This is a genomic window from Streptomyces sp. NPDC002144, from assembly GCF_053593695.1.
Genome location: NZ_JBSFDB010000021.1, coordinates 160,153 through 184,728 on the forward strand (window position 1 = coordinate 160,153; position 24,576 = coordinate 184,728).

Here is a 24,576-nt window from a genome sequence, read left to right on the forward strand (position 1 = left end):
CCTGTCATGAGTCCGCAGGTCCGCGGGTCCGCGCTGCTGAGGCTGCTTCCTGGGTGGGCGTGCAGCCTCGGCGGCGGCGCGGGCGGGCGGGGCTCACTGGGGCGGGCGGATCCAGTCGGTCAGGGGCTTGAACTGGCCCTTGCCCTCGTACTGGTAGAACCTCGCCTGGTCGTTGCAGACGGCGGGGGCGTCCGGGTACTTGCCGCACTTGACCTCGGCGGCGCCCATGATGACCGGCCCGGGGAACTTCTTGAGCTGCTCGGTCACGGACGCGGGGGTGATCTTGTCCGGGCCGATGGTGTTGAGCACCTTCGCGTACGTCAGGATCGTGCTCCAGCCCAGCGGCGCGAAGACCTTGGACTGGTTGTCCTTGCCAAGCCCGGCCTGCACTGAGGCTTTCAGGAACGCCTGGGAGTCGGCGGCCGAGGAGTCCATCGGCAGCGTCTGGGCGACGCCGTACGTCCAGGTGGGCAGGTCCCCTCCGAGCCCCTGGGCGACATCGGGGGACATGCACAGCGGCGTGGAGACGACCGGTTTGGTGACATTGAGCTGCTTCAGTGCCTTGGCGATTCCCACGCATCCGCCACCGATGGAGATGGGCACCACGACGTCCGCGGTGTTCGCCCCGGCCGCGGTGACCGGGCCGATCAGATCGGTGGACTGCGCGTCGAATCCGACGGACTTCACCTTCAGGCCGGCCGCTTCCAGGCCCTTCACCGCCGCACCGGAGGCGATCTTGTCGCCGGGCGTGTTCGTGTGGATCACCGCCGCGGTCTTCGCCTTCAGTACGTCACGGGCGTACGTGCCCCAGGTGCCGAAGATGTGCGGCAGGTCGCCGAACGTGCTGAAGGTGTTCTTCGCGGTGGGCATGGTCGGGCCCGTCGCCACTCCGACCAGCACGGGCTTCTTCCCGGCGATCACGGAGTTGAAGGAGGCGTCACCGAGGTAGAGATTGCCGACGCCGATGGCGGAGACCTCCTTGTCGCCCAGCAGTTGCTGGCCGCACTTCTGTCCCTCCTCCTCGGCGGACACCACCGTGCAGACGTTCAGCTTCAGCGGGTGCCCGCCGATGCCGCCCAGTCTGTCGTTGACGTACTTCACCGCGGCACGGGCACCGAGGGTGGCTTCGGGGTTGCCGCCGGGGCCGCCTTCGACGTTCACCCAGCCCAGGGTGACCGGGGCGAGGGCGGCGTCGGCCTTGCCCGCCTTTCCGCCGACGTAGCCGAGGTAGTCGGTCACGACGTCACTCGCCGAGCGGGAGTCCGCAGTCGCGGAGGAGCCGCCTCCGGAGGCGGCGGACGACGAGGGTGCGCTGGTGCCCGATCCGCCGCATGCGGCGACGCCCAGCAGGGGCGCCATGGCGGCGGAGACGAGGCCGAGTCTGAGGGGGCGTGAGGTTGCGGGCATGCGGGATCCTCCAGGATCGGAAAACGGCAGGGCGGTGCCCGGCACGGCATGCGGGGAGAGTGCGGAAGTCAGAGGAGGGCAGGAGGGCGCACCGGGATGACCGGTGCCTCGGTCCAGCCCGAGGTACTTCGAAAGGCCAGGTGATCGGCGCTTTCGAGTTTCGTAACTTTCTTACGGATCGGGAATCTAGGTGTACGCTGGCGCCCTGTCAACGCCCCGGTTCACACCGAATTAACGATTATGCAATGGGAGGGGAAGGACATGACGGAGCACGCCGTGAGACGCAGGCTCCCTCGGCGCTCACCCGAAGAGACCCGGGCCCTCATGCTGGAAGCGGCCACCAAACTCGTCTGCGCCGGCGCCAATGACACGAGCGAGGAGGCTGTCTCCGCAGCCCTTGCGCACATCCGCGTCAAGCGGGTCACCGAGGAAGCCACCCGCATCATGCGGGAGAGGCTGGGCGACGACACGGCACCGGCGATCACGACCGGATCCATCTACCAGATCTGGCCCGCCCAAGCCGACTTCCAGGCAGATCTCCTCTTCCACCTCACCAGCCGACAGGCCGAACTGGTCCCGGGGCTGCCGGAGAGCATCCGCCGTTTCAAGGAGGCGGTCGACAGCGGCACGACCTGGCAGGAGGCTCTCAACGACGTCCTGACGGACAACCACGAGAACCATCGAGTGGACCCGGTCTACCGCGTGCTGCTGGGCTTCTACGCCAGCGCCGCCAACCCACGCGTCCGCGACGCCCTGGGGCACTACGGCGAGTCCTTCACCGAGGTCGCCTGTGAGGCGTACCAGGCGCTGCTGGACGCCTACGGGCTGCGCATGCGCGCGCCCTACAAGGTCGAACACCTCGCCACCACCATCGCCGCCCTGCTCGACGGCTTCCACATGCGCTGGATCGCCGGACACCCCAACCTGGAGGACCCGGAAGGACAGGACCGCTGGTCCCTCGCCACCCGCGCCGCCGTGACGGTGTTCGACCAGTTCACCGAACCGGCGTAGGTGGTTGCGCACGTCGGCTGGCGTAATCGCCCGACAGCCCGGGGTCCTGGCTGTCACGGACGGCAATCGCCGGCCGCGTGCACGAGATCGGCGGCGGCCGTCGGCCTGCCTGAGAGCTCGGGGCTGGTCGCCGAGGAACAGGCGAGTTCGACATGAAGGGCGGCAGCGATGGCGCCGTTGTTCGGTCAGGGCGGCCGGCCCGGCGCGGTGCCATGGCTCCCGCCTCGGTCTCGGTGCGCCGGAGGCGGTACCGGTCCAGGCGGCTCGAATCGGCGAGTGCGGCCGCTTCGTGCGAGCCGGTGATGGTGGACCGCAGCGTGTCCAGCAGCGCGCGCGGACGTCCGCCTCTCCGCGTCCTGGCAGACGCGCGCGAGCGCCGGAGTACACCGTCGCTGGATACATGGACCGGACGGCAGCCGTGCTTCGCCGCAGCCATCGCCAGGCGGACAGCGCCTTCTGCGGTGACCACCCAGTCGGATCCGTCGCTCGTCGCATCGACGACGAGGTGCGGGGGCGACCTCAACCACGACTGCTTCGAGACGCCCGGGTCCCGCTCGACGATGAGGCCACACATCGGCATGGCCGTTCATCCGGCATCCGCCTGCGTGTCGAGCTCAGCCAGGCACCGGATCTTCGGAGACGGGCAGCGGTTGTGCAGAATTCGGGGCCAGTGCGCGGATGGAGGGGGTGGCGACCATGGTGAGGGTCGCCAGGAGGATGAGCGCGGCGGCCGCGAACAGCGTGGCATGGAGGCCGAGGAGGAGTACGGCGGGGCCGGCGGCGAACTGGGCGAGCGGAAGCGCGAGGTAGGAGCCGAGGTCGTCGTAGGCGTAGACGCGGGCAAGGCGGTCCTCGGGGATCTGCTCGTTGAGGGTCGAGTACCAGGCGACGCCGGCCTGTTCGACGCCCACGCCCGCCACGAAGTTGGCCACGACCAGCGGCCAGGTGTGCGGGGCGAGCACCAGCAGCAGCGGGGTCGTCGCTGTCAGCCCCATCAGCGCGCAGCCGACCAGGATCGCGCGCCGGGGCCGCCATCTCAGCGCCAGTACGCCACCGGCGACCGCGCCGAGGGAGGATGCGGCGAGGGCCAGGCCCCACCCGGTCCGGCCGATCGGGGTGGTGTCGGCGACGGCCGGGCCAAGGACGGTGAACGAGGCGGTCAGACCGGCGTTGAGGAAGCAGAAGGCAACCACGATCACCCACACCCAGCTGCGAGAGGTGAACTCCCGCCAGCCAACACGCAGTTCATGAATCACACCGGGGCTGGGCGCGGGCGGCGCGGCCGGGACGCGGACCAGCGTGAAGGACGCGGCGGCGAGCGCGAAGCTGAGGGCGTCGAGGGCAAGGCCCCAGCCGGGTCCGACCGCGGCGACCAGTACGCCGCCCAGGGAGGCGCCCGCGATGGTCGCGGTATTGCCCGCGATCCGGGAGAGCGCGAGGGCGGCGCGGCGGGACTCGGTCGGGACGGTCTGGGGCAGCAGGGCCTGGGCGGCGGGCTGGTAGCAGGAACTGGACGCCCCGTTGACCGCGGCGAGCAGCATGAGCTGGGGGATGGCCGCACTGTGCGCGAGGATCAGGGCGGCGGTCAGCGCTTGGCTCGAGGCGCTGACCAGGCTGGTGCCGACCAGCAGCGGGCCGCGCGGGAGGCGATCCGCCAACACCCCGCCGTACAGCAGGAAGAGAATGCCGGTGAGGGAGCGGGCGCCGACCACCAGTCCGAGCGAGCCGACCGAGCCGGTGGCGTCGAGCACGGCGAAGGCCAGGGCGATCGGTGCCACTCCGTTGCCGAGCAGGTTCGCCGTCGTACCGGTGAAGAGGTGACGGAACGGGCGGTGACGCAGAGGCGCCAGGGCGGCAGACATGCGCCCGATCGTCGAGTTGGGCGGCGCACCCGTCAACGTGTTTTTCGACCGCAGGATGAGTGCGGCTGCCCGCTGCACACCTTGAGGAAGGCTACGGGTCGGGAGATGGCGGCTGGGACGGCGGTAGTTGCTGATCTGGCCTGCAATGCACGCGTCACAGCGTCGCGGGGGAGACGGTGATCAGGTAGATGCCGTAGAAGAGTGAGACGCCGGCCATTGCGGCGAGCAGGATCACGAGAGTGCGCAGGCGGCTGCGCGCCAGATGGAGGGCGAGCGGGAGCAGCAGGGGGAAGGCAGGCAGAAGGAACCGCGGCTTGCTCGTGAAGAAGTGGGTACCGCCGACGGTGATCACGACGAGTGCCGCGCAGTACGCGAGCAGGGGCGCGGGCATCCTGTTCACGACGCAGAAGACAAAGAGCAGCAGTGAGCCGAGGACGATCGCGGCGGTCACGTAGGCGACCAGGGTGTCGTGCCCGATGATCAGGTGCTTGATCATGTGGGCGGTGTAGTGGCCGAAGTCGAACCGTGAGCCCCACAGGCTCTGCACCCGCAGGTAGCCGAGAGGGCTGTGGGTGCGAAGGCCCACCCAGCCGATGTAGCCGAGCCATCCGAGGGGAGCCAGGGCGGCGGCCGCCCAGGCGCGTGGAACGGTGGGCTCACCGGCGCGGCGCAGCTGCCAGAGATGAGCGACGGCTCCGATGACGACGGCGGCCGCCACGGCGATGCCGTTGGGACGGCACAAGCCGGCCAGCACCGCCAGCATCCCCGCGGCCGGCCAGCGGCGAGTCAGTACCGCATACAGCGCCCAGGCGGCGAAGGCCGTCATGAGGGGCTCGGTGTACGCCATCGTCAGGATGATCGCGTGCGGCTGCAGCGCCCACAGTGCGACGAGGATGATGCCGACGCGTCGGCTGTGCAGCAGCTCGCCCACCGCGTACACACCCCAGGCCGCGACCAGAGCGGCACTCCACGCGATGAGCAGCGCCGCGTTGATCGGGCCGATCGGCAGCACCGTGCTCACTGCGTGGATCAGGCCCGGGAAGAGAGGGAAGAACGCGAGGTCGTTGTAGACCTTGTGGCCTCCGGGGGAGTGGGTGATCATGCCGTAGCCGTACTGGGAGATGTGCCTGTACCAGTGGCCGTCCCATTCCAGGCCGAGTACAGTACGCGGGTGCTTGCCCAGGTGCAGCGACCACAGGGCCGCAAGGATCACACCGGCGAGCCGTAGGGAGGCGAACAAGGCCAGGGCGGGCAGCGCATTCCTCGGCTCGGGACGATGCCGCCACTGCCGAGACGGTTGACGGAGCCTCGGTACGTACCGCCGGGTGAGCGTGTCGCTCGCCGTCGTGAGGCTGTCGCCCATTTCGCCCTCCTTCTCTGCCCAGCAGGAGGGAGTGGCCGGAGGCAAGGTTCCACTGATGGAAAATCTCTTACTTCATGAAAGATGGGGACGTTCGCCGCACCTGCGGATGATGCTGGAGTACAAGTGCGTGTACGAAGCCCAGGGCGATCCTGTCCCGCAGGACGTTCAGCCAGCAGGTGAGCAGCGGGTAGGCAGAGATCTTCGTCTTTGCCGGGCGGCACGGCGCTGAGCGGAGGAGGATGGAGGGACCGGTCCGACCCATTTGTTCTTGGGAGGAGAGTGCGTCATGACATCACCCTCCGATCCGTCGCTCAGCGGTACCCAGTTCGGCAAAGAACCACAGGACGACTCCGGCATCGAACGCTTCGGCGCGTTGGCGAACATGGGCTGGCAGATCCTGCTCGTCACGGGCCTGGCCGCCATCGCCCTGGGGGTCGTCTTCCTCGCGTGGCCGGGCGAGACGCTCCGGGTCGTCGGTGTGCTGTTCGGCGTCTACCTGTTGGTCACGGGTGCGTTCCAGTTGGCCGCCGCCTTCGGCACACACGTTCCGGGACATCTTCGGGCCCTGCACTTCATCACGGGTGCGCTCTCCATCCTGCTGGGGCTGATCTGCTTCAGGGGTGCGATGGAGTCGATTCTGCTGCTCGCCCTGTGGATCGGCTTCGGCTGGCTGGTGCGGGGCATCATGGTGACGGCCACGGCGGCCTCCGCCCCGGCCATGCCCGCGCGAGGCTGGATGCTGTTCTCCGGAATCATCGGCATGCTGGCAGGCATCGCGCTCATCGTCGCGCCGTTCGCCTCGATCGCCGCACTCACCCTGACCGTGGGCATCATGGCCATCGTGCTCGGAGTGGTCGAGGTGTTCCACGCGATCCGGATGCGCATCGAAGTCGGCCGCCTCGCTCCCGGTACCGCCGCCGAGCGACGGCCTCTCTTCCGCTCTCAGCCGCATCCCCAGCACTGACACGCAACGGCTTCCTGCGGCACACCGACGTCAGGTTGTCAGACGACGGATCGCGACCACCGCCGCGTCGTCATTGAGGTGGTCATGGACGTGCGCCAGCAGGTCGTCCTGGAGGAGGCGCAGCAGTTCGTCGGGGTCCTCCTTGGCCCACTGCGGCGCCCGTTCGGTGAGGGGATAGAAAACCCCCTTGGCGTTGCGGGCTTCGATGACACCGTCGGTGTACAGCAGTAGCAGGTCGCCGACGTCGAACGAGAACGTCTGCACGTCGTAGGCATCAAGGCCGAAGACACCGCCGAGCCCGATCGGCAGATGGCTCGCCTCGGCCACCAGCGGGGTGAGGCGGTCTCCGCGCAACAGCAACGGCGGCGGGTGGCCGCACGTGATCAGGTGGACTACCGGATCGTGGTCGGGGATGTCGAGCAGTATGGCGGTGGCGAAGTCCTCATTGGTGTCCGGCTCCGACGGGAGCCGCCACTGACTGGTGTCCCAGCGCAAGGCGGCGTCCAGGTGGATGGCGAGACGGGGAAGGGTGGCCTGCCGATGAGCGGCCGCACGGAATGCGCCGAGCAGCAGCGCTGCGTTGTTGATCGCGGCCAGGCCGTTACCGCGCACATCACCGATCAGCAGCCGAGTACTGCACTCGGCGGTTCGCGCGACCGCGTACAGGTCCCCACCCAGATCGGCTTCCTCCTCGGCGGGCAGGTACAGGCCGGCGATCTGGAGCGCACCCGTCTGCGCGGGCAGTGGCCGCAAGAGCACACTCTGCGCCGCCTCGGCCACCGATTGCACCCGATGCAACTGCCGCTCACGTCGATCCCGCACCACGCACACAGCGACACACACGACGGAGACAACGACCAGAGCAGCGATCTGGGCCTGAACGTTGGCGGTGGTCACGACCCCCCTGAGCAGACCGATCAGCACCTGCGCCAGCACTGCCAGGGCACCCATCAGCGCGGTCACCCGTGCACCGGCGAAAGCCACCGTGATGGCGGGCGCCGCGACGAGCAGCGGACCAAGATGGATGTCCGGCGGGGCCAGCACATCCACCACACACACGGTGACGATCAACGCAAGGGGGATCACGACCAGCACGGGGACGTGACCCGGCCGCCAGAAACGCTTGAAATCCAGCCGCTGCCGAAAGCCCATGCTTCAAGCCTTCCACCACCCGCCCATCCGAGTATGCGCCACTCCGCGAATCATCACCGTGCGAGACCGCAATGATCGCCTCGCATTACATTTCAGGAAGCCTCGAGGGCGGCGGGGAGAACGGGGCTGCTGCCGTCAGGACCTGCTGAAGGGCCGGCACCGGCGCCATGCGGCGGTTCCTGGGCCATCTCGCCGGGGCAGCGGTCGGCCTGGCGAGGTTGAAACGGTCGCAGCCAAGGCGCGCGCATCGTTGACCGAATGGAGCGCGGCGTCCTCGCGAAAACGGCTGCGTGGCTGGAGCACGAGCGGCGGACCGAGGTGCTGGATGATGCGACCGGCCGCCCACTTCGAGATGCCGAACAGCGGCGGGAGCTGCACGCTCTGGACTGCGATCGGTGCAAGGGCGAACCTGTGCACCGGCGTCCGGGACACGGTGCCGAACTCCTCAGCAAGTACGCCTTTCTGGCGCAACGGCGGTGTGGCTAGGTGGTGTGCAGGGGTTCCTTGAAGGACTTGCGGAATACCGGCCCAGCCAGCGGAATGATCGAAGACTTCACCTTTGAGGTGAACGAGGTGGGGTGCCGTTCAAGTCTGACGTCTATGCGGGTGCCGTTGTCCGTGGGCGTCATGTGAAACTGCCAGCCGCCCGAGCCGAAAGGTACCGAGTCATGCGTGGTGACGGTGACCGTGTTCTTCGACGGGTCCCATTCGTAGCGGGCGCGTTCCCACGACTTGTCGTTTCCCTCGGTCACCTCCGCCCACATATCTCCCCGCTCGTGGACCTGGAAGTGCTCGGCATCGATGGAGGGCCACTCCTCGACGCGGGAGGGGCTGAAATTCGTCAACACTGCCATGACCTCGGCTGGGCTCATCGAGGAGTTCACGTGGAAGTGTAGGGATGGCATGACCTGCTCCCTGGTCCGAGAAGGCCGTCTCTGGCGGCAGCCTTCGGTGCGCATCTGCTGGGCTGCCTGGCTCGCCCCGCCGACGCAGCACGCTCCACCTCTCAGGATGCACCTCCGTGCGAAGCCACGCACCAGCAGGTTCCTGGCGCATTGCCATGCGATCAATACGGCGGCCCTGCGGGACCGGGCGGACGATCAAGCGGCTCAAGGACTGAAAAGGAACCACAGGTACAGGCCGTGTCCGTCGAGAACTACCTGACCCAGCTCGATCAACTCGCGCGCGAACCCATCAGTCAGCACGCCTGCGGGCAGCGTTCCTCCATACACGGCATTGCACAACCCGCTCGCGTTCCGGGAGGTCGAAATCAGAGGGCACGTGCTCGCCGCCACGTGCAGTCCGGCGCCGTCGGCCGCTGTGGGCAGCGGCGCTCTCGACCCGCTTGAGCAACGCCGACGCCGTACCGTCGTCGACCTGGCCGCATCGCTCACGCTTCCCAGCGAACGCTCCAGGCCCACCGCGACAAGTACAGGGTGAGGCCGCTGCCCATGCGGCGACGACGGGAGGTCCGGTGGAAACGGACGAGGATCTACTCGCCCGCTCGACAAGGGAGCCGGAGGCGTTCGAGCTTTTGGTGCTACGGCATTCGGCGGCGCTGCACGGCTATCTGTCGCGCCGTGCACCAGGAGTCGCGGACGATCTGCTGGCGGAGGTGTGGCTGCAGGCGTTCGCCGGCCGCGGTACGTACGACGTGGCCCGCGGTACGGCGCGTACCTGGCTGTTCGGGGTGGCCAGAAACGTGCTCGCCGCGCACTGGCGCCGACGCGAACAGGACGGGCGAGCGCTCCCTGGAGGCGAGGAGAGCAGTGATCCATGGCTCGCGGTCGACCAGCGGCTGGATGCCGCAGCGGTCGCGCCGCTGATCCGCGAGACCCTGGGCGAACTGCCGCACGTGGAGCGCGAACTGCTGTTGCTCGTCGCCTGGGAACAGCTCACGCCCACCGAGGCCGCCACCGTGGTCGGCATCCCCGCAGGCACGGCCCGTTCCCGGCTGCACCGCGCCCGCACCCGGCTGCGTACGGCGCTCGGTACCGCCCGCCCCCTTCCCCTGACAGGAGATCTCGCATGACCGAGCACGACGTCGATGTCCTCGACTTTCCCGGCGCCGACCGTCTGCGGGCCGCGGGCGATGTCGCGCCGCCGAGTCCGTCGGTCGTCAGCGCAGCGCGTACGGCGGTTCGCGCGGCCGCGACGGACAGTGGGACGGTGGTGACCCTCGCCGGCTCCCCGCAGGGTCACCGCAACCGGCGGCGCATCCTGGGCTCCGCCGCGGCGGTCGCGGCCATCGCGGTGGGTGTCGCCGTCTACCCGACCGTCGGTGTCGGAAGCAGCCCGCCGGCGGCCGAGGCCGACGCGGCGAGCTTCCTGCACCGCATGGCGGACACCGCGGGCGCCGGGTCAGTCCCCAACTCGCCGTATTGGAAGGTCGAGACGCGTACGGCGGTGACCTCTTCGGCCCCCGGCGGGGTGCCCTCGACCAAGACCGAGACCGACACGGAGTGGCTCAGCCGGAACCGTTTCCTCCGCACGTCCACCGGTGGCGGGGTCATGGAGTTCACGGGGCTGGCAAATGGCTGGGCCCTCTCACCCGACGGGCGCGCCCGTTCCACGGCCGGTTATCACGTCGCCCAGCAGGGCGTGCATGAGCTGACGTCGTGGAGCGTCGGCGGGATGGTCCCGGGCCGCGGGGAAGCGATCACCTGGGACCAGCTGAAGACCCTTCCGACCGAGCCGAAGGCCCTCAGGGCGAGGCTCCTCGGCGGCGTCGGCGGCGCACCGGAGGCCGACAAGCAACTCTTCAACGGCATCGACGCCTTGCTGGCCAACGCACCCGCCGCCCCCCGGCTGCGCGCCGCGCTCTTCGAGGTCCTCGCCGACATCCCACACGTACGGTTGGTCGGGCGCGTCAAGGACAGCGCGGGACGGAGCGGTACCGCTGTCGAGCTGAGGATGGGGCGCGGCAGCAGCCGGCTGATCATCGACCCCGAGACCTCCAAGCTTCTGGAGGCCAGGACTGTCGTCCAAGCGAACCCGAAGGGCGACCCCGCTGTCATTCGCACCACGTACCTCTCCGCCGGACCGTCCGAGAACGCTCCGCAGCCGGGTCGCGGAAGCGGGGCCTGAAGGGCGACCTGCGGGGCCCGTGTTGTGTGTTCATGGCGTCGAGGCCCGGCCGCCGCGGTGGCCTCGGTCGGCCGGCTGGGCATCGGGTGCTCGATCAGTCGTTGATCGCAGTAAGGGATCAGTGCCGGCAACTGCTCGGCGGTGTCGTCGGGGAGTTGGATGCTGCGCTTGGCGCGGCACATGGCCACAGCGCCCTCGACTGCGGCGACGACGAGTACGAGTGTCGCGAGCTGTGCCGCCTGTCGCGGCTCGGTGCCGTGCTCACGCAGTGACTCGGCCAGCAGGCCTTCCCGCTTGGCGAAGACCTCGGGCGCGGCCGCGAGCGCAGAGCGCGTCTCCTCGTCGGCGGGCTCCTCGATGGCGACGCCGAGGGCGGGGCAGCCGGCCCGGAAGCAATGGTGGCAACCCGTACCCGCCTCCACCGGCTACTACCGGATCGTCAACGTCGGCAACGACTGATGCGCCGACGTCAACGACGCCTCCACCGCGGACGGCGCCTCGATCATCCTGCTGGCCCAACACGGGCGGAACCAACCAGGAATGGCAACTCGTCGCCCTCTAAACCGGTGATGAGAGACAGGGCCGGTGCCGCGCCGCATCGGCCCTGCCGCCGTGTCGACCTCGCGAAGGTGCTGCGGGCAGTCTCATACCGACCGCTGACCCGGTGCCGGCGATGAAGAATGCCGCCATTCTCGACCCGGGCAGCTCGATCAAGACGAGTACCAGGCCGGTCCCGGGGCGTCGCGGATCGGCCTCGTCACTCACCGCGAGCTGCTGCATGAGCTGCCTGGCAGCGTTCAGGAACGCATCCGTCGTGCGGCCGCCCAGGGCGCCGGCCTTGCTGGTGGCGCCGTGGAGCACAATGCGGACTGCTCTGGAACACCGCCACGAGTAGTCGACCATCCGAGTGGCACGGACGAGATGGCCTCGTGGCACCACCACAAACTCGCCCTGTGCGGCCCGTCCAGGCCGTCTGCTTCACCTTCGATCACGGCCCTCTGCACCCCGGCGGTTGATTCCGGAACAGCTTTAGCCGGATTCCTGCGGACCGTATCAAAGGGGGTACTCCGGTCCGGTTGCAGAGCCTATCCAGGTGAGGGATGGTGAAGTAGGCAGCGCAGCCGCCGCCCGGAGGTGCGCGGAACCCACTCATGGTGAATTTCTGAATTTCCCACGATACGCGCTGCGTTGGACAACCCCTCAAAGAACCCGCCCTGAATCCGCGCCGTCTGCGATGCGGAGAGAAATGGGGGTGGGTGCCTGTCCACGGGCCCATCAGGCCGCCGGGCCGCAGTCACCGGGATGAGCACTGGAGTGGTCATCCCGGTGTGAGCGGCTGCCAGAAATCCCGTTCCTCAGACAAGCGATGAGGTATGAGCGATGGCGAATGACAACCACTACACGGTCGAGGTGGACGCGATCGCCGACTTCGGTGCGCCCCCCGAAGACAGCAGGTCGCGCAAGTCGGTGAACGTGGTGCACCGTCCCGGTGTCGTCGAGAGCGAGCATGCCCACGAGTGGCCGAGCCCCGCTGCAAGCACATCGCGCGGACCCGAAGTGCGGCCTTTGCGGGAGCAGCCGTAGAACGTGTCAGGACAGGAGAACAATCATGCTGAAATTCATCAGCCAATACCCGCAGCCCCTTTCGGTCTCGATCATGTGGTACACGCCCAACTGCCCTGACGGCGGGGACTGGACGAAGAAGGGGTGGTGGAACTTGGCACCCGGAGAAGGCAAGGTCGTTCACGCCGCCGACCTCGACGACGTCAATCGCTACTGGTGCTACTTCGCCCAGGCCGCGGACGGCGCTTTCTGGGCCGGGGACATCGCCCGGATGGTGCCGCCGGAGAAGTTCGAATGGTGCGAATGGACCAGCAGCACCGACGCGACCCAGATCGGCTACCGCCTCCAGGACGTAGGAGACGCCGACGACTTCACCATCACGCTGACTCCCTGACGAGACGGCGTACCTCAACGAGTCAATTCCCGTATCCGGGAGCGCTTTTCACCGGAAGTGCTCCGCGTGTCCGCAGCCACGCACCTCTCTCAGGGAGCTGCCATGACAGTGCAACCGCAGCAAGCGTCAGTGCCGACGGTTCTGGTCTACGAGGACGACCCCGGTTTTCCTCCGCAGGTCAACATGCCCGTACCGCACCCCGTCCCCCAGCTGGACACACAGCCCTTCCCGACGGCCATCGCGGAAGCCGCGCCGCACCCGAACGGTGCCGGGCCCGGCACCGAGGCATTCCGCTACTGGGTGGCGGCCGACTCGCTCAGCAGGGCCAGCAAGACCTGGGGTCCGCTGGTTCCGACCGGAACGCAGTGGCATCCGCAGGTCGGACGGGCTCTCACGGCTCACCTCAACGCGGGGGACGACCTCAACGCCTTCTACGACCGTAGAGGCCTGTGGTTCTTCCGCCGTACGGTCGCGGGCGTCACCGTCGCCGCGTGCGAGAGCAACGAGGTCGTCCAGCACGAGGAGGGGCACGCGGTCCTCGACGCCCTGCGTCCTCAGCTGTTCAACACGGCGAGCGCGGAGACGGCCGCCCTGCACGAGGCGTTCGGTGACATCAGTGCCCTGCTGAGCTCACTGGCGCTGGAATCGCTGCGGATAGCCGTACTGGCCGAGACCCAGGGCGACTTGGAACTGTCCTCGCGGGTCTCGCGGATGGCCGAGCAACTGGGCTGGGCCATCCGTCAGGGCCATCCGACCGCGGTGGACCCGGACTGCCTGCGCAACCTGTCGAACAACTTCTTCTACCGCGACCCGGTCCTGCTGTCGCCGAACGAGCCCGCGAGCATCCTTTCCAGCGAGCCGCACTCCTTCTCCCGGGTGTTCAGCGGCGCGTTCCTGAAGATCGTCGCCGGGATCTTCCGCCAGCAGGACCTGCAGGACCAGGCCGGCCTGGCCAGGGCGGCCGAGATCGCAGGGCAACTGCTCGTGGACGCCGTCGTGTCCGCCCCCGTGGTGTCCGCCTACTACGCCCAGGTAGCGGGTCACATGATCGCCGCGGACCAGCGCCGCTACGGCGGCACGTACGGCCCGTCCCTGCGCTCGGCGTTCATCCGTCACGGCATCCTCTCCCTGGAGGCAGCCGCCTCCGTCACCGAGCCGGAAGTGGCACGCCGAGGCGCTGGAATCACCGAGGCAACGCCCGGTGGTGGCGACGACGAGGGCCTGACGGCCGTCACCATCCATGGAGCGACGTACGGCGTCACACAGCCGCTCACCCTCTCCGCCCCGGCGCAGGAGCGACGCTTCGGCATCGCCGGCTCCGATCCCGCCGGCGGCTCGGTGCGGCCCTCCGACCCCGAGCACGTCGCCACGTCCTACCTTGAGGACCTCTTCCGCCGCGGCCGGGTCCACGTCCCCGAGGAACACCGCACCGACATCGCGTTCACCGACCTGAGCCCCTCCCGGCTCAAGACCCACGAGATCACGCGAAGCGCCACCGGCGAGGGCCTCGCCCTGGTCCGGCGGTGCTTCGACTGAGAAGTCAGCGGAAGCGCAGACGACGGACGGTCAGCCGTCCGTCGTCCTCGCGCTTGATCACATGCGTCGTCCTCGGCGTCGGCTCCTGACCCTCGAAGACCGCCTCGCCGCGCGCCAGCAGATCGCTGATGAATTTCTCGCCCGCCCTGCGCTCGGCCTCGTCGCTGCGCCCGTCCCCGCTGTCGCTTTTCTGGCTTTCATTACTATTTGCGCCCATAGAATGCATTTTATTACTTTTATTCCTTTGTCGGCCGGATGCCTGCCGGAGACGAGGGATGTGCCTGCCGAGGGCGGGATGTCAGTGGGCTGTACGGCCCGCTGCGGCGCTTGGCGGGCGTCTTTCTGGACTCCGGTGCCCCTTGTTGGCTGCCGCGCTGATCCCGACTCCGATTCCGATGGCGTGGTCACCTCCCGCGTTGCCGTCTGAACAGAGTGCCCGGTGTGCCAGCCTGGGGCGGTGCCCCCACCTTCAACGCGCTCATCCGTTGACGTCATCGAGGCCATCGAACTCCGCCTCGTCGAAGAGCCGCCACCTCAGCTGTCCGCCGAACACCGAGCGGAACGAGACCGCGTCTGGGACGAGCTGGCCCGTACCAACACCGCCCTCTTCGACGGCCCCGTCGTCGCCTGCACCAGCCTCACCCGGCCGCACCCGCACGAACTCCTCATCGGCTGGACCCGCGTCACGTACCGCAACTTCGCCCTCCGCCGGGTGCCCGGTGCCACCGCCCTGCCATCCCTGTTCGTCGATGTCCTCCAGCCCACCGACGACGGAAGACTGCTGATCGCCCGCATGTCGGCCGCGACCGCCCACCCCGGCCGCTGGCACCTGCCCGGCGGATCGGTAGAGCACCCTGACCCCGGTCAGCCTCTGGACACCGCGTCACTGCGTGACAACGCGGCACGCGAACTCCTCGAAGAACTCGACCTCCCCACCGTCCCCGACGACCTGATGCTGTGGGCGGTCACCCGTGGCGACCACGGCAACGTCGGTGTGCACTTCACAGCGCGGCCCCAGCCCGCCGCACTGCTCATCGACCGGTTCACCGCAGTCTCTTCCGCAGCGGCGGCTGTCGGTCAGCTCCCCGAACTCGACCGGATCGCCTTCGTCCAAGGTCCGGCAGGCCTCGCGGCGTTCGAAGGGCCTCACGCCGACTACCTCGAACCCATCGTCGACCGATACGTGTTCCTTGCAAGATCAGGCTGAAGAACGCGTTCGAGCGCGGCCCGGCCGGCAGGTCCCCAGTCGAGGCGTTCAGCCGTTTCAGGGGGTGGGTCGGCCAGATCTTCTTCCAGCGTGCGACGGGTAAGTCCGGGAAAGCGGTGACGTCCTCGGCCACCGGACTGGGAGGAGAAGCTCGCCGGCCGTGGCGACGGATACCGCTTCCCGTTCACCTCCCAGCGCCCGCTGGGCGCCCTGCGGCTCCGTCCTGCCCGTCCTGCAGCGCGACGCGATCATCGTCGCCGGCTCGGGCAACACCCAGGAGGCGGTCAAGCAGACCTTCCCCGTCCGCTCCCCGCGCACCCACCTCACCTCCGGCGGTTTCTCCGCCAGGCGCTGGGCCGTCCCGGCCGCCGTCGGCGCCAAGCTCGCCCGGCCCGACAGCACCCTGGTCTGCGTCCTCGGCGACGGTGGCGTTTCATGATCGCCCGGGATGTTGATCCGCGGCGGCCAGCGCAAGCAGACCTCGCGGCACATCGGTGCCGCGTTCTCCCGTAGCAGCGCATCCGGGCCACCGAGCAGCACCTCTGACCGGCGTCGTGCGTGCAGACAGCGCCCTGTTCGGCGTCGCACATGCGGCGGCGCAGCACCTCCAGCGGATTCTGCCCTGGGCAGGGCTGCCCGTCGTGCGGCGAGTCACGGATGGAACCGCCACCGGCCTTCCGACACGACGTCCACCTTGTCGTCCCTGACGCGCACGGCCGTGTCGTCATCGATGAAATAGATCGGGAAGTCCGCCCGCGCGACGATGCGATCAGCCCAGGCATCGTCCCGCTCGGGGAAATCCGGCGAGTACAGGTGAGGCTTGAGGTACCAGTCGAAGAGGCCGAACGGCGGCTCCACGGTGGTAGCGCCCAGCACGTGGAGGTCCGCGGTGTCCCCGATGACGTCGGCTGAGTGCGCGGTGAGATGACGGCTGAAGATCATCGATCCGGCGCTGACCCCCACGTAGACCCGACTCTCCAGCGCCTCCAGGAAGCCGTCGGCCAGGTTGTTGGCGGTGATGCTGCGCGCGAGGTGGTAGTGGCTACCGCCCTCGACGTAGATGACGTCGGCGTGCAGCAACCGGTCGAGCACCAGCTGCCGGGGGAGTCCATTCAGCTCCAGGACGTCGAACTCCCGCCAACCGAGGCCGTGCACACGGTTCATGTCCTCGACGAACCACCCGTGGTCACCGGGCTCGGCGACCGATGCAGTGGGAACGTAGACGACGTTCGCTGATCCGAACGGCTTTCCCAGCATGTCCCGCAGTGCATCCCGCAGCGTCGCGTTGCGAAGGCCGCTCGCCGTCAACAAAAGGTTCATCGGCAGAGCCAAACACGACCGGCCGACGCCCGCAACGAGCCCGCAATCCACCCGTGCCGTCGTGGCACAGCTGCATCAGCGACTGGCACGGGAGACCAGGCCACCGTCGGTGGACCACTGCCCGGTATGGAGACGAGAGCATCAAGTGGCGGCCGTTGGTATCTCACTCCTCGGGCGTGACGGATCGAGGCGGCGTCAGTCCGCCGTCAGCGTGCGGCGGGCGTTCTCGCTTCGTAAGATTCATGGCTTTGTGCGGGGCGTAGTGTGACATATGGGGCACCGGGCTTTCCGGTACACCGCGGCCGCCACGGCGGAAGGAGTGATCATGTCCACTCTTGACAGGCAGCAGGTTTCCCTGGACCCCGCCAAGCAGGAGGCGTTTGCAGGCGAAGTCGTCGATGTCCTGAACAAGGCCGCGCTCGCTATGCTGGCCAGTGCCGGCCACCAATGCGGCCTCTTCGACACCTTGTCCGAACTTCCGCCCTCCACCAGCGCCGACATCGCCAAGGCGGCGGACTTGGACGAGCGGTACGTGCGCGAGTGGCTGGGCGGCATGGTCGTCGGCGGGTTCGTCGAGTACGAGCCGGAGGGCCAGACCTACGTCCTGCCACCCGAGCACGCCGCTTCGCTCACGACCGCGGCGGGACCGGACAACCTGGCCGGGATGATGCCCTACATCGGTCTCATGGGCGAGGTCGAGCAGCAGGTGGTGCGCTGCTTCCGCGAGGGCGGCGGCGTACCGTACTCCGCCTATCCACGCTTCCAGGCCCTGCAGGCCGAGGAGACCGCCCGTATCTACGACCTGGCGCTGGTGGACACGATCGTGCCGCTGGTCCCCGGACTCGATGAGCGGCTGCGCGCCGGCATCGACGTGCTCGACGTGGGCACCGGGCAGGGGCACGCCCCTCTGGTGCTGGCCAGGGCCTTCCCGGCCAGCCGCTTCCACGGCCTGGACCAGTCGGAGGCCGGCATCAAGACCGCGCGCGCCCAGGCGGCTCGTGCCGGGCTCGACAACCTCGGCTACATACTGGCCGATTCGACGCAGATCCCCGGTGAATACGACCTCATCACCGCCTTCGACGTGATCCACGACCTGGCCCGGCCGGCCGAGACGCTGACAGCGATCGCGCGGGCACTGCGCGCGGGCGGCACGTTCCTGATGGGCGACATCGCCGCGTCCAGCAGGCTGGAGGAGAACATCGCGCACCCCTTCGGGCCTGCGCTGTACGGATTTTCCGTCTTCTACTGCATGACGACCTCGCTCAGCACGGGCGGAGCCGGCCTGGGCACCGTGTGGGGACAGGAGACGGCAGTGCGGATGCTGAAGGAGGCCGGTTTCGGGACCGTCGACGTCCAGTCCGTGGAGGGCGACCCGATCAACGTCTACTACGTTGCGACGAAGAGCTGACGGCTGGCTGACGCCTCGCAGTAGAAGTTCACCCGCGACGTCCTGCACGACCGACTCGTGGCACTCGGTCTTCCAGTCCTGGGCGAGCTCCCCGCCGGGCACGGCAACACCCCCCGACGATCCCTGCGAACGCTGACCTGGCGCTACCCATCGCCAAAATACCGGCCACAGCCACCCGTTGAGAACTGCGGCCGGCACCGTCGCCTCGTCTGGGACGGCGAACTTCTCCTATCTCGTGGATGCGGCACGACGCGCCATGGGGTGGAGGGAGGCGCGACCCGGCGGCCCGGTGGCCTGGGCATGAGTGGCAAGGGGGCGGTCGCCACAACGGGTGGACGTTCGACCTGGCTGCGCGCCGAACAGTCAGTCAAGCCTGGCCGTGTGCGATCAGGGCAGCATGCGGCAAGCTCAATACACCGTCCGGACCGGTGAACTCCGTGCACAACGCTTCGAAGTGGTGCTTGATCTCGTCAATGACCTCCGGGTGCTGACTCGTCACGATCTGGCCTATCGTCGCCACGCCGGCGGCTGGTCCGCTCCACCACTCCTCGGGCGTCGTCTGGTGGTCCCAGGTCACCGTGTCGCAGACGACGTCCGTCAGCCCCGCCTCCCTGAGCAAGGCGGCGAGGCCCTGTTCAGTGCGGGGGAAGTCGTCTTCGGCAGCGAGAGCCGGCAGGTGGGTCGGCCGGGTAACGCCTGCGGCCTGGACCGCTCTACCGAGGAGCGTCTGACCGGCGGCCGCGGGCGCCCGCCAGATGGTGACGGCTATGCGCCCCCCTGGTCGCGTCACCCTTCGCAACTCCGCCAGGGCCTGCCGAGGCTGTCCGACATGGTTGAGGACGAAGTTGCCGACCGTGGCATCGAATGCGTCGTCGGAGAAGGGCAGGTGGGGCAAAGCGGCGAGCCGCACATCAGCTTGCGGAGCCGCCAGCGCGGCCCGGGAGACCATGTCGGGTTCGGCGTCCACCGCTGTCACCTTCGCTGCCCGCTCACATGCAAGAGCGGCGGCGGTACCCGTCCCTGTCCCCACATCGAGGACCCGTATCCCCGCCCTGACTCCGGCTGCGTCGAGGAGCTTCGGCACCGGGTACGCGCAGAGCTTGGCAAAGCCGGCAGCGTAGGCACCGGCCTGCCCCGCCCACGCCCGCCGCTCGGACGCATCAAATGCCGTCTGCACCATTCGCCCCTTTTCCGGAACAGCGTCCTCCGCGACAGCCATCCTGTCGGGCAGGCGCTCGTCCGTAGCCGATTGGCGCGAGGCCCTGCAACTGTTCCGCCGGATCGGTGAGGGCTATGGCGAGACCGGCGCCCTCGACGGCCTGGGGATGCCCTGCACCGCGTCCGCCCCCGCTGGGACAGTCGAGACCCGCGGGAAAGTCGGCCACCGCCGCGAAGGCGTCGATCTCTCCGCGGCGCTGGCCTCCCCGCGGGCGCGGGGCGTCGAGAAGCTCCTCGGGGCCGTCGAAGCTGCCTACTGCGGCTTTGCCGCTTCCGCGAAGACCTGCTGGGCGACCTGGTAGCCGTCGAAGGCGCGGGCTGCGCCTGCGTAGGCCTCGATGTGGATGAATGTCTCGACGATCTCTTCGGGGGTGACCCCGTTGTTGAGCGCGATGCGGAGCTGTCCGCGCAGCGGTTCGTGGGTGCCCAGAGTCGCGGCGATCGTTACGGAGATCAGTGCTCGGGTGCGAGCGTCGAGAACGTCGGTCCGCGGCCACGCGTCGCCGAAGGTGTGCACCGTGGCGAGGCGCTTGAAGTCGGCCCCGTTGCGGGGCTCGCCCGCGCCGGGTTCGAGGAATCGCTCCAGCGGAATGCCCAGCAACCGCTCGGCCGTCTCGAGGGCGTCGGTGTAACGCCGCTCTTCGTCGCGGTCGGCCATCGTCTTCCCTTCGCCTTGGGCGTGGACAAGGCCAATTGGAACCCGCTTGACCATTTGAAGAGGTCAGGCGCACCTGGCATATCCACTCAGATAGTGACGAACTATGGCTCTTCCCCCTTACAGCTAGGTAAGCTTGCGCCGGCCCCTGCCGGGTGCGCGGCGTCCACACGCGTCGCGTCGTAACCATGGGCAACTGAGCCCGCGAGAGCCGGCAGGGGCATGCGATGGCAGAACACCACCACTGTGCGACCCCGAATCCGAACTGGCGTGATCGCGCAGCCTGCCTCGGTGAGAACCCCGAGATCTTCTTTCCGCTGTCCGACACCCTCGCCCCCGGCGCGGAAGCCCGGGCCGCCATGGCAGTGTGCCGCCGCTGTCCCGTGCTGTTGAGCTGCCGTACCTGGGCCGTCGAGCACGGTGAGGACGACGGTATCTGGGGCGCCACGACGGCCGCCCAGCGCCGTGCCCTCAGACGCGCCTACGCGGAAACGCCGGCGTCGCCGGGCTATCTGCGCAGGCGAGAGGCACCGGACGTGGGCAGCGACGGCGACACACGGCGGCCACTCGACGACGGGAGAGGGCCGCATGGGTGGTGAGCGGTGAGCGTGTTGCGGCGGGCGAGAGCTCCTGAGTCGGCTGCGGGCAGCACCGCGCACGCGAGTGGTTGTTCACCGTTTCGCGCGTCCCCGGCAGCCCATCCTGCGGCGACGGCTTCAGCAGTCGTACGTCATCGCTTCGAGCGGCTGTAGTGCCGCGATGCCTTCGCGCGGTTGCCGCAGGCCGCCATGGAGCACCAGCGGCGCGTGCCGTTTCGGGAGGTGTCGTAGAAGTGCAGGATGCACGCCTCGTGAGCACATGCGCGGATTCGGTCCGGAGCGGCGGCGAGCAGTTCCAGGTAGTTGCGCGCCGCCAGCCAGGCCGGCCCCCAGGCAGGGTCGCTGAACTCGGGCATCTCACCCGGTCCGTCGGCGGTGAGGGTGGCACGGATCCGACCGTGCCCGAGAACCGCGTCGACCGCCTCCGCCGCGCTTTCCGCAGGCTTCCCGGCGGCCACGGCCTTCGCCAGCGCGTCGCGCGCCTGGTGCAGATGGCGCAGTGTCGCGCCGTCCGCGGGGAACCGGCCGCCGAGTCCGTTGACCTCGAGCCAGAGCGCGAGTCCGTCCGTGTCGACGAGCAGATCCTGAACGACGCCATCGCTGTTCCAGCGGGTGTTGAGCAGGTCGAGCGCGAGGGGTTCGCCGGTCAGTGGGCGCGGGTCGTGGACGGCGGCGGACATGGTCGACTCCTTCCGGGCTAACCCCTGAAGTCTAGGTGACCGGTTGACTCCTTCCGATTCTAACCACTAAAGTGACGTTCAACGGTTACGTCTGTAAAGGGGAGCCATGACTCTGCGCACCGGCCACATCGGCCTGAATGTCACCGATCTCCAGCGCTCGCTCGCCTTCTACCGTGACGTCCTGGACTTCGTGGTGGTCGGAGAGGGCAAGGAGGAGGGCAGGCGGTACGTGTTCCTCGGCGACGGACAGCGCCTGGTCCTCACGCTGTGGGAGCAGGCGGGCGACGCGTACGACCCGGGCAGTGCGGGGCTGCACCACCTCGCCTTCGAGGCCGATTCCATCGAACGCGTCAGGGAGTACGAGCAGGCCCTGCGCAGCCGTGGCGTCGACTTCGCCTACGACGGTGTGGTGGCGCACCGCGAGGACTCCGCGTCGGGCGGCATCTTCTTCCACGACCCCGACGGGACGCGCCTGGAGATCTCGGTGCCGTCCGGCGCCGAAGGAGCACCCGTGCCGAACGAGTCCGCTCCGACCTGCGGCTTCTTCTAGGCATGGAAGCCACCATGGCCGTCTACCACGAAGGATCGCGCGCACTGCAGGACCAGGCCGGAGTCCGCGACATGGCCGACCACGTCGGTCGGGCGATCGGGGACCGGATCAAGCCGGTGGCGGCGGCGTTCCTCGAACTCCAGCCGCTGCTCTTGCTCGGCGCGGCGGCCCCGGACACCGGCCGGGTCTGGGCCACTGCCCTGGCCGGGCAGCCCGGATTCGTCCGAGCCACCAGCGCCCACCAGATGTCCGTCACCGGTCGGCTCCACCCGAACGACCCTCTCCTCCCGGCCCTCACCACCGACGGCACAGAGGTCGCCACCATCACTCTGGACCCCCGCACCCGCCGCCGCATGCGCCTCAACGGCAGGCTGCGACCAACGGAGAACGGCTTCGAGGTGGAGGCGGAGCGCGTGTTCGCCAACTGCCCCAAGTACATCCAGCGCAGGGAACGCTTTGAGCTGCTGTCCGAGCGCACCGTCGGAACCCCGAGCCACAGCGGCGAACTCACCCCGGCACAGCGGGCGTTCATCGCCTCCGCGGACACCTTCTTCGTCGCCAGCGTTCATGACGGCAAGGTCGAGATCAGCCACCGGGGCGGCAATCCGGGCTTCGTACGACTGGACTCGCCGCGTCGGCTGAGCTGGCAGGACTATCCGGGCAATGCCATGTTCCTCACCCTCGGCAACCTCGCCTCCGACCCCCGCGCGGGCCTGTTGTTCCTGGACTGGACGACGGGCACCACACTCCAACTGACCGGCGAGGGAGACACGGAGTTCGCGGCGGACGGCGAGCGGCGGGTGCGCTTCACCGTGTCGGAGACGATCGAAACGCCCGGCGCGCTACCCCTGCGCTGGTCGGATCCGGAACCCTCTCCCGCCAATCCGCCGATGACGACCTAGCGTTCACGTGCAATGCGCCGGTCGCGGTCACAAGAAGCGCCGGATCGGAACGACCGCCGCCTCCCCGACGCGCCACCGTCTCGGCATGCCGTATGAACGCCTAAATGTTGATGCGTCATACGCATTAACAATGAGTTTCGGATGGTAGATTCCGCGTTGTGAGTATGACGCTGGAGGAGCGGGTGCGCTCGGCCGTGGCTGCGCTTCTGCATGCGGCGGGGGAGTCGCAGACCGCGCTCGCGGCCGCGTTGGGCGTGAGCCAGGCGCAGGTGAGCCGCCGTCAGTCGGGTGTCGCGGCGTGGAGTCTGGCCGACTGTGAGGTGGTCGCCGTGCATTACGGCATCGATGTCCTCGATCTCCTGGCGGGTCCGACCCGGGCTGTGGAGGCGCTGCCGGCCAGGCGGCGTCGTACCGTCGGCCGCCAGTCCGATGCGGCCCGTCCCGCGGCGGTGACGGACGGGGGAGTGTGATGGCCGACTTCGAGGCGATCGACGCGCTGCTCGCCAGAGCGGGGAAGGAGGTCGCGCTGCCGCCCGCCGAGGAGCGGCGCGCTCTGCGGGAAGAGCTGAACCTCTCGCGTGCGGACCTCGCCCGCGCCCTGGGCGTCAGTCCCTCCACGGTCGGGGGCTGGGAGGCGGGGCGGGAGCCGAGCGGGGACGTACGGGAGAAGTACGCGTACTTCCTGGAGGGCGCGCGGACCAAGCTGGCGACCGACTGTGCGGACGAGCCCTCGGTCGAAGAGCCCGAGGGCGACGCGTCTGCAGTGGACGGGCCGGGCATCGGGCACGACGACGAAGTCGACGTACTCGCAGTCGCGCGGCCGTGCGTGCTGTGCGGGCAGCCGGCCCGCCACGAGGTGGCCGGATACCCGCAGCACCTCGACCCCGCCGAATGCGCCGCAGCCGTAACCGGCACCGCCCCAGCCGCGCCCGCCGCACCCGCCACGCCGAGCCCGACCCCCTCCAGTACCCGACCCCACTCGGATGCACGACCGACCGGCGGGGTACGGATCGTTCCTGCCGGCCGCCGCGTACAGGCGGCCGACACACCCGACTTGATCGCCTCCGCGGTCGCCGCCGCGCTCGAGGAGCATGCCGGTGACGCGGACGCGGCCACGGCGGCGCTGGTCAAACGGGCGATCCCGGACGCGATGGCGCTGCTGGACCACAGCCGCAAAGGCGGGCGCTACGACGTGATCGCGCACCCGTGGCTGCCCGACATCCTGCGCAAGCAGACCGCGCGCGGCGCCGACCAGATCTGGGAGGCCCGCCCCAGATGGACCAGGCCCGAACTGCCGCCCGGCGAGCATGAAGTGACGGCACTGGACGTCAACGGTGCCTACCTGAGCGCGCTCAAGACGCATCTGCCGCTCGGGCAGCTGGAGCACTCCACCGGCAACCACCACGACCGCCGTCGCGCCGGCGTCCACCTGATCACCCCGCCCGCCTGGGAACACGACGCGTTCCTGCCGAACCCGATCGGCTCCCGGGACGAGCCCGGCCCGCTGTGGGTGACCGAACCGACCCTGCGCCTGCTGCTGCGTCTGTCCGGCCCGAAGTACGGGCTGTGCGAGCCGCCGGAGATCCACGAGTCATGGACCTCCGGCGCGACCGAGGGGCTGCTGGAGAAGTTCCGCGTCGCCCTCAAGGACGCCCGCGAGCGGGCGATCGCCGACGGCGACGAGGTGACGCTGGAGTA

At 68.9% G+C, this 24,576-nt stretch carries 26 protein-coding genes and 2 pseudogenes; 16 read left to right on the forward strand and 12 right to left on the reverse strand.

Annotated features, from left to right (window positions below; genetic code table 11):
* Window positions 1-93 precede the first annotated feature (93 nt).
* Entirely contained in the window at window positions 94-1,407 is a 1,314-nt protein-coding gene (locus ACWCQ1_RS29155) for an ABC transporter substrate-binding protein (protein ID WP_358599454.1), read from the reverse strand.
* Between the two features lie 261 nt (window positions 1,408-1,668).
* On the opposite strand from ACWCQ1_RS29155, the gene ACWCQ1_RS29160 reads away from it, so the two are divergent.
* Window positions 1,669-2,418 carry a hypothetical protein gene (locus ACWCQ1_RS29160; protein ID WP_451027718.1) on the forward strand — a complete coding sequence of 250 codons (750 nt, stop codon included), beginning with the start codon at window positions 1,669-1,671 and terminating at the stop codon, window positions 2,416-2,418.
* Window positions 2,419-3,032: 614 nt separating this feature from the next.
* Here the strand turns inward: ACWCQ1_RS29160 and ACWCQ1_RS29165 are convergent.
* Complete coding sequence (locus tag ACWCQ1_RS29165) at window positions 3,033-4,280, reverse strand: MFS transporter (RefSeq protein ID WP_451027719.1); 1,248 nt, start codon at window positions 4,278-4,280, stop codon at window positions 3,033-3,035.
* A 154-nt stretch (window positions 4,281-4,434) separates the two neighbouring features.
* Window positions 4,435-5,643: a hypothetical protein gene (locus ACWCQ1_RS29170; protein WP_451027720.1), complete on the reverse strand. Its 1,209-nt coding sequence runs from the start codon at window positions 5,641-5,643 to the stop codon at window positions 4,435-4,437.
* A 286-nt stretch (window positions 5,644-5,929) separates the two neighbouring features.
* Here ACWCQ1_RS29170 and ACWCQ1_RS29175 point away from each other — a divergent pair, with 286 nt between their 5' ends.
* A complete protein-coding gene (locus ACWCQ1_RS29175; protein ID WP_133042429.1) occupies window positions 5,930-6,607 on the forward strand; it encodes an HdeD family acid-resistance protein in 678 nt (225 codons plus the stop codon).
* Window positions 6,608-6,637: 30 nt separating this feature from the next.
* Here the strand turns inward: ACWCQ1_RS29175 and ACWCQ1_RS29180 are convergent, their stop codons facing one another.
* The 3 genes and pseudogenes from ACWCQ1_RS29180 to ACWCQ1_RS29190 all read right to left on the reverse strand — a co-directional run bounded on the left by ACWCQ1_RS29180 (window position 6,638) and on the right by ACWCQ1_RS29190 (window position 8,643).
* Window positions 6,638-7,759 (reverse strand): PP2C family protein-serine/threonine phosphatase, encoded by a 1,122-nt coding sequence (locus tag ACWCQ1_RS29180; RefSeq protein ID WP_451027721.1) that lies wholly within the window; start codon window positions 7,757-7,759, stop codon window positions 6,638-6,640.
* A 261-nt stretch (window positions 7,760-8,020) separates the two neighbouring features.
* Window positions 8,021-8,134 (reverse strand): annotated as a pseudogene (locus tag ACWCQ1_RS29185) (IS5/IS1182 family transposase); the annotation flags it as partial.
* A 107-nt stretch (window positions 8,135-8,241) separates the two neighbouring features.
* Entirely contained in the window at window positions 8,242-8,643 is a 402-nt protein-coding gene (locus tag ACWCQ1_RS29190) for an SRPBCC family protein (RefSeq protein ID WP_358599472.1), read from the reverse strand.
* A 590-nt stretch (window positions 8,644-9,233) separates the two neighbouring features.
* On the opposite strand from ACWCQ1_RS29190, the gene ACWCQ1_RS29195 reads away from it, so the two are divergent.
* Entirely contained in the window at window positions 9,234-9,791 is a 558-nt protein-coding gene (locus tag ACWCQ1_RS29195) for an RNA polymerase sigma factor (RefSeq protein ID WP_451027722.1), read from the forward strand.
* Window positions 9,788-10,846 (forward strand): CU044_5270 family protein, encoded by a 1,059-nt coding sequence (locus tag ACWCQ1_RS29200; protein WP_451027723.1) that lies wholly within the window; start codon window positions 9,788-9,790, stop codon window positions 10,844-10,846. Before ACWCQ1_RS29195 ends, ACWCQ1_RS29200 begins: the two co-directional genes overlap by 4 nt.
* Before the next feature lie 203 nt (window positions 10,847-11,049).
* Here the strand turns inward: ACWCQ1_RS29200 and ACWCQ1_RS29205 are convergent.
* A pseudogene (locus ACWCQ1_RS29205) lies at window positions 11,050-11,205 on the reverse strand (LmrA/YxaF family transcription factor); the annotation flags it as partial.
* On the opposite strand from ACWCQ1_RS29205, the gene ACWCQ1_RS29210 reads away from it, so the two are divergent.
* The 4 genes from ACWCQ1_RS29210 (at window position 11,141) to ACWCQ1_RS29225 (ending at window position 14,339) form a co-directional block, all read left to right on the forward strand.
* On the forward strand, window positions 11,141-11,305 hold the full coding sequence (locus tag ACWCQ1_RS29210; protein WP_451027724.1) for a hypothetical protein: 165 nt from the start codon (window positions 11,141-11,143) through the stop codon (window positions 11,303-11,305). The pseudogene ACWCQ1_RS29205 and the gene ACWCQ1_RS29210 overlap by 65 nt on opposite strands.
* 921 nt (window positions 11,306-12,226) lie before the next feature.
* Entirely contained in the window at window positions 12,227-12,430 is a 204-nt protein-coding gene (locus tag ACWCQ1_RS29215) for a hypothetical protein (protein ID WP_133042426.1), read from the forward strand.
* 25 nt (window positions 12,431-12,455) lie between these two features.
* On the forward strand, window positions 12,456-12,803 hold the full coding sequence (locus ACWCQ1_RS29220) for a DUF1036 domain-containing protein (protein ID WP_133042425.1): 348 nt from the start codon (window positions 12,456-12,458) through the stop codon (window positions 12,801-12,803).
* 102 nt (window positions 12,804-12,905) lie between these two features.
* Window positions 12,906-14,339, forward strand: coding sequence for a hypothetical protein (locus tag ACWCQ1_RS29225; protein WP_451027725.1), 1,434 nt, complete (start codon window positions 12,906-12,908; stop codon window positions 14,337-14,339).
* Between the two features lie 4 nt (window positions 14,340-14,343).
* Here ACWCQ1_RS29225 and ACWCQ1_RS29230 read toward each other — a convergent pair whose 3' ends face one another.
* Window positions 14,344-14,565 carry a hypothetical protein gene (locus tag ACWCQ1_RS29230; RefSeq protein WP_451027726.1) on the reverse strand — a complete coding sequence of 74 codons (222 nt, stop codon included), beginning with the start codon at window positions 14,563-14,565 and terminating at the stop codon, window positions 14,344-14,346.
* Between the two features lie 231 nt (window positions 14,566-14,796).
* On the opposite strand from ACWCQ1_RS29230, the gene ACWCQ1_RS29235 reads away from it, so the two are divergent.
* Window positions 14,797-15,546: an NUDIX hydrolase gene (locus ACWCQ1_RS29235; protein WP_358599493.1), complete on the forward strand. Its 750-nt coding sequence runs from the start codon at window positions 14,797-14,799 to the stop codon at window positions 15,544-15,546.
* A gap of 160 nt (window positions 15,547-15,706) precedes the next feature.
* The gene (locus ACWCQ1_RS29240) at window positions 15,707-15,985 is read left to right on the forward strand and encodes a thiamine pyrophosphate-dependent enzyme (protein WP_451027727.1); all 279 of its coding nucleotides are present in this window, start codon (window positions 15,707-15,709) and stop codon (window positions 15,983-15,985) included.
* 212 nt (window positions 15,986-16,197) lie between these two features.
* Here ACWCQ1_RS29240 and ACWCQ1_RS29245 read toward each other — a convergent pair whose 3' ends face one another.
* Complete coding sequence (locus ACWCQ1_RS29245; RefSeq protein ID WP_358599694.1) at window positions 16,198-16,866, reverse strand: Type 1 glutamine amidotransferase-like domain-containing protein; 669 nt, start codon at window positions 16,864-16,866, stop codon at window positions 16,198-16,200.
* Window positions 16,867-17,191: 325 nt separating this feature from the next.
* On the opposite strand from ACWCQ1_RS29245, the gene ACWCQ1_RS29250 reads away from it, so the two are divergent.
* Complete coding sequence (locus ACWCQ1_RS29250; RefSeq protein WP_133042423.1) at window positions 17,192-18,274, forward strand: class I SAM-dependent methyltransferase; 1,083 nt, start codon at window positions 17,192-17,194, stop codon at window positions 18,272-18,274.
* Window positions 18,275-18,641: 367 nt separating this feature from the next.
* Here the strand turns inward: ACWCQ1_RS29250 and ACWCQ1_RS29255 are convergent, their stop codons facing one another.
* Both ACWCQ1_RS29255 and ACWCQ1_RS29260 read right to left on the reverse strand, forming a co-directional pair.
* Window positions 18,642-19,454, reverse strand: coding sequence for a class I SAM-dependent methyltransferase (locus ACWCQ1_RS29255; RefSeq protein WP_451027728.1), 813 nt, complete (start codon window positions 19,452-19,454; stop codon window positions 18,642-18,644).
* Window positions 19,455-19,745: 291 nt separating this feature from the next.
* On the reverse strand, window positions 19,746-20,150 hold the full coding sequence (locus tag ACWCQ1_RS29260) for a carboxymuconolactone decarboxylase family protein (RefSeq protein WP_358599508.1): 405 nt from the start codon (window positions 20,148-20,150) through the stop codon (window positions 19,746-19,748).
* Between the two features lie 224 nt (window positions 20,151-20,374).
* On the opposite strand from ACWCQ1_RS29260, the gene ACWCQ1_RS29265 reads away from it, so the two are divergent.
* The gene (locus ACWCQ1_RS29265; RefSeq protein ID WP_451027729.1) at window positions 20,375-20,746 is read left to right on the forward strand and encodes a WhiB family transcriptional regulator; all 372 of its coding nucleotides are present in this window, start codon (window positions 20,375-20,377) and stop codon (window positions 20,744-20,746) included.
* Between the two features lie 131 nt (window positions 20,747-20,877).
* Here the strand turns inward: ACWCQ1_RS29265 and ACWCQ1_RS29270 are convergent, their stop codons facing one another.
* Window positions 20,878-21,426 (reverse strand): CGNR zinc finger domain-containing protein, encoded by a 549-nt coding sequence (locus ACWCQ1_RS29270; RefSeq protein ID WP_451027730.1) that lies wholly within the window; start codon window positions 21,424-21,426, stop codon window positions 20,878-20,880.
* Between the two features lie 106 nt (window positions 21,427-21,532).
* On the opposite strand from ACWCQ1_RS29270, the gene ACWCQ1_RS29275 reads away from it, so the two are divergent.
* The 4 genes from ACWCQ1_RS29275 to ACWCQ1_RS29290 form a co-directional block, all read left to right on the forward strand.
* Window positions 21,533-21,976: a VOC family protein gene (locus ACWCQ1_RS29275; protein WP_451027731.1), complete on the forward strand. Its 444-nt coding sequence runs from the start codon at window positions 21,533-21,535 to the stop codon at window positions 21,974-21,976.
* Between the two features lie 14 nt (window positions 21,977-21,990).
* Window positions 21,991-22,878, forward strand: coding sequence for a pyridoxamine 5'-phosphate oxidase family protein (locus tag ACWCQ1_RS29280; RefSeq protein ID WP_451027732.1), 888 nt, complete (start codon window positions 21,991-21,993; stop codon window positions 22,876-22,878).
* 158 nt (window positions 22,879-23,036) lie between these two features.
* A complete protein-coding gene (locus ACWCQ1_RS29285) occupies window positions 23,037-23,348 on the forward strand; it encodes a helix-turn-helix domain-containing protein (RefSeq protein WP_451027733.1) in 312 nt (103 codons plus the stop codon).
* Window positions 23,348-24,576, forward strand: a 1,229-nt coding sequence (locus ACWCQ1_RS29290) for a helix-turn-helix domain-containing protein (RefSeq protein ID WP_451027734.1), incomplete at its 3' end; no start/stop codon positions are given. The genes ACWCQ1_RS29285 and ACWCQ1_RS29290, both read left to right, overlap by 1 nt.

What these genes read in the sequence shown, in the direction of transcription:
- ACWCQ1_RS29160 (WP_451027718.1), top strand. Translation starts at nt 1,669, where the DNA reads ATGACGGAGCACGCCGTGAGACGCAGGCTCCCTCGGCGCTCACCCGAA.
- ACWCQ1_RS29275 (WP_451027731.1), top strand. Translation starts at nt 21,533, where the DNA reads ATGACTCTGCGCACCGGCCACATCGGCCTGAATGTCACCGATCTCCAG.
- ACWCQ1_RS29200 (WP_451027723.1), top strand. Translation starts at nt 9,788, where the DNA reads ATGACCGAGCACGACGTCGATGTCCTCGACTTTCCCGGCGCCGACCGT.
- ACWCQ1_RS29260 (WP_358599508.1), bottom strand. Translation starts at nt 20,150, where the DNA reads ATGGCCGACCGCGACGAAGAGCGGCGTTACACCGACGCCCTCGAGACG.
- ACWCQ1_RS29220 (WP_133042425.1), top strand. Translation starts at nt 12,456, where the DNA reads ATGCTGAAATTCATCAGCCAATACCCGCAGCCCCTTTCGGTCTCGATC.
- ACWCQ1_RS29170 (WP_451027720.1), bottom strand. Translation starts at nt 5,643, where the DNA reads ATGGGCGACAGCCTCACGACGGCGAGCGACACGCTCACCCGGCGGTAC.
- ACWCQ1_RS29265 (WP_451027729.1), top strand. Translation starts at nt 20,375, where the DNA reads ATGGCAGAACACCACCACTGTGCGACCCCGAATCCGAACTGGCGTGAT.
- ACWCQ1_RS29155 (WP_358599454.1), bottom strand. Translation starts at nt 1,407, where the DNA reads ATGCCCGCAACCTCACGCCCCCTCAGACTCGGCCTCGTCTCCGCCGCC.
- ACWCQ1_RS29165 (WP_451027719.1), bottom strand. Translation starts at nt 4,280, where the DNA reads ATGTCTGCCGCCCTGGCGCCTCTGCGTCACCGCCCGTTCCGTCACCTC.
- ACWCQ1_RS29180 (WP_451027721.1), bottom strand. Translation starts at nt 7,759, where the DNA reads ATGGGCTTTCGGCAGCGGCTGGATTTCAAGCGTTTCTGGCGGCCGGGT.
- ACWCQ1_RS29215 (WP_133042426.1), top strand. Translation starts at nt 12,227, where the DNA reads ATGGCGAATGACAACCACTACACGGTCGAGGTGGACGCGATCGCCGAC.
- ACWCQ1_RS29270 (WP_451027730.1), bottom strand. Translation starts at nt 21,426, where the DNA reads ATGTCCGCCGCCGTCCACGACCCGCGCCCACTGACCGGCGAACCCCTC.
- ACWCQ1_RS29250 (WP_133042423.1), top strand. Translation starts at nt 17,192, where the DNA reads ATGTCCACTCTTGACAGGCAGCAGGTTTCCCTGGACCCCGCCAAGCAG.
- ACWCQ1_RS29280 (WP_451027732.1), top strand. Translation starts at nt 21,991, where the DNA reads ATGGCCGTCTACCACGAAGGATCGCGCGCACTGCAGGACCAGGCCGGA.
- ACWCQ1_RS29255 (WP_451027728.1), bottom strand. Translation starts at nt 19,454, where the DNA reads ATGGTGCAGACGGCATTTGATGCGTCCGAGCGGCGGGCGTGGGCGGGG.
- ACWCQ1_RS29225 (WP_451027725.1), top strand. Translation starts at nt 12,906, where the DNA reads ATGACAGTGCAACCGCAGCAAGCGTCAGTGCCGACGGTTCTGGTCTAC.
- ACWCQ1_RS29245 (WP_358599694.1), bottom strand. Translation starts at nt 16,866, where the DNA reads ATGAACCTTTTGTTGACGGCGAGCGGCCTTCGCAACGCGACGCTGCGG.
- ACWCQ1_RS29175 (WP_133042429.1), top strand. Translation starts at nt 5,930, where the DNA reads ATGACATCACCCTCCGATCCGTCGCTCAGCGGTACCCAGTTCGGCAAA.
- ACWCQ1_RS29230 (WP_451027726.1), bottom strand. Translation starts at nt 14,565, where the DNA reads ATGCATTCTATGGGCGCAAATAGTAATGAAAGCCAGAAAAGCGACAGC.